Source organism: Arthrospira sp. PCC 8006 (genome assembly GCF_046480465.1).
Lineage (GTDB): Bacteria > Cyanobacteriota > Cyanobacteriia > Cyanobacteriales > Microcoleaceae > Limnospira > Limnospira platensis.
The window spans coordinates 1-2580 of sequence record NZ_PKGG01000388.1; the positions used below are offsets into that span (position 1 = coordinate 1).

Sequence of the window (2580 nt, forward strand, 5' to 3'; positions counted from 1 at the left end):
AACTTGACTGGCTTCTGTTTTGGGCATACCGTCTAGTTCAATTGCATCAATAACTTTTTGTCTGAGGTCGTAACTATAGGGGGCTGGCATTTTTGGTCTTCTTAGTCATCTCGTCCTCTCCATTATACGTCCTAACTTTCCTGTCTGGTGCTATAAAAAAAACTGTTTTGAATGGGAAGTTATGACCCCATCATAACAATGAGTAGAGAGTAACGGCGATAGCCACCCCCAGTTTGAGGAATCATAACCCGTCAGATTGAAGCGGGGAACGGAAGGCGTGAGGTAGAACCTACTACCAAGACGCGACCACTGCCAACCATCCATGATTAGGGAAACCGAATGTCTGGCTTGAACCATCGTAACTCTCTAGTAGCGAAATAGGTTGACACGCTACGTTCAAAAGAACAAGGGGAAAAGTAGGAGGCTTCTTTACCTACCTACACAGACCTTTAAAGTACCCCGGTGGACAGGACAAATCTAAAGATGGAATGCCCGTATAAACGGAACGTTGTAACCCCTCTAATGCTCTGCCTATAAACAAGTGAGTAATGCTATTCACAAGGCAGTAGTGAAAAATGTAAGCGCATGGTTAGAGAGTGAAGGATGTGACCAGAAGTTAAAGCCCAATTGTCATGGTGGGGATATGCCCACAGGTCACGGTGTGGATATAGATACTAAGCCCAGTAGGAGTATTATGACGAGAGCGAGTTGAAAGACTACGTGGTTGTATACAGCTCTGAAGGAGGAAGTGCGAAAGCAGGGGGTAGTAGCCCTATTCCTATAACAATAGGGTGTCCACATCAGGAGCCGTGTGATGGGAAGCTATCAAGCACGGTTTTGAATGGGAGTTCGCGAAGGTGACTTCACTCTCGACCCCTACCCTTAGAGGGTGAAGGATGTGACCAAAAGCCAATGCCCAACTGTAATGGTTGGGATATGCCCAGAGGTCACGGTGTGGATATAGATACTGCGATTATTAGGARTATAATGGCGAGAGCGAGTTGAAAGACTACGTGTTGCATATAGCTCTGAACAAAGAAGGACAAAGCAGGGGGTAGTAACTCTGTTCCTTTGACAAATAGGGTATCCACATCAGGAGCCGTGTGATGGGAAACTATCAAGCACGGTTTTGAATGGGAGTTGGGGAAGGCGACTTCCCTTTCGACCCCTACCCCTAGAGGGATAGAGATGTTGCAAGAAGCAAATGCCTTATGTAATAATAAGGATAAGCAGACGTGCCACGGTGTAGATGTAAATCCTGTAATAAGTAGGAGTATTACGGCGAGAGCGAGTTGAAAGACTACGTGCTGCATATAGCTCTGAACAAAGAAGGACAAAGCAGGGGGTAGTAACTCTGTGACAATGACAATGGGCATCTACATCAGGAGCCGTGTGCTGGGAAACTCGCAAGCACGGTTTTGAATGGGAGGGGATGGAGGCGACTCCGTTCTCGACCCCTACTTGGGTTAAAGGTAAGGCGATACGTGCTACGCACACGCTACGCGATCGCATTTCCGTAAGGCGATACGTGCTACGCACACGCTACGCGATCGCATTTCCGATAGTCACTGGAATCTAAGCTGAACCAATGTCTCTAGCAGAAACTGAGAGATTTTTAGATAATTTAAAAATTATTAGGGGTCGAGATAGACCTCACGGTCTACCCCTCCCATTCAGCAGCAGAACCGTACATGAGACTTTCACCTCATACGGCTCCTAGTTTGACCGTCTCCTTGTTAAGAGTACAGCATCATCTCTTCATCAAGAGCTGTTTTATCGTCGTGACAATGTCGGTGTAATAATTGAAGATTCTTGTAGTCATCCTTTCCGCCTTGGCTTCTAGGTACAATGTGGTCTATTTCAATTAAATCTGATGGGGTAAAGAATTCCCCACACCAGGTACATCTACCTTTTGGTTTTTTGAGTAGTTTTGCTACCCTAATTGGCGTGTCGATTGCTTGTCCTTTCCTGGTTGCCCAGTARGTCCAATTTCCGTCGTATGGTGTTGCGTCAGGGCGTATTAAGGTATGTCTGACAATTGGAGTCCAGTTGTGTTTGTATAGATGTAACCCATCTTTGGTTTGGAACGACCAAGTTTCATGTCTTTCTTTCCCATTGCTAAGTTTAACTGTTCCATTTCTGAAGTAATTCCTTAGCTTTTCTTGGCTTACCTTTCCGCATCTTGATACTGTCCATGCCCTTARCATTTGCCAGATTGTATTATCTAGCTTATTGAAGGTCTCTGTTGAGACTACYMCTGARTAGTAGTTTGMCCATCSCCTTATAATTGAGTTTAGTCTACTTATCAGAGCTGGTTGGGGTGCAGTTTTATGTTGTTTTATTACACCCTTTATCACTTCAATTTGGGCTTTAACTGCTTTTTTACTGGGTTTAATATGGGTTTTGTGACCGATTAATCGGCTTCCTCTTCCCCCTGTTTTCCCAGATTTATATTTTCCTACCGGATATTGCCTGATATTGAATCATAGAAAATTAAACCCCGGTTCCTCAATCTTGCCGTTATACTCAATAGGATTGAGTGTGTGACAAATTCGAGTTTTTTCTGGTTTAATTTCTAGT

The 2580-nt window shown here is 44.4% G+C and carries 2 pseudogenes; both read right to left on the reverse strand.

Going from position 1 to position 2580, the window contains the following annotated elements:
- Nucleotides 1–90: pseudogene (locus tag B9T16_RS27750) on the reverse strand (IS630 family transposase); the annotation flags it as partial.
- 1646 nt (nt 91–1736) lie between these two features.
- Nucleotides 1737–2580, reverse strand: a pseudogene (locus tag B9T16_RS27755) (group II intron reverse transcriptase); the annotation flags it as partial.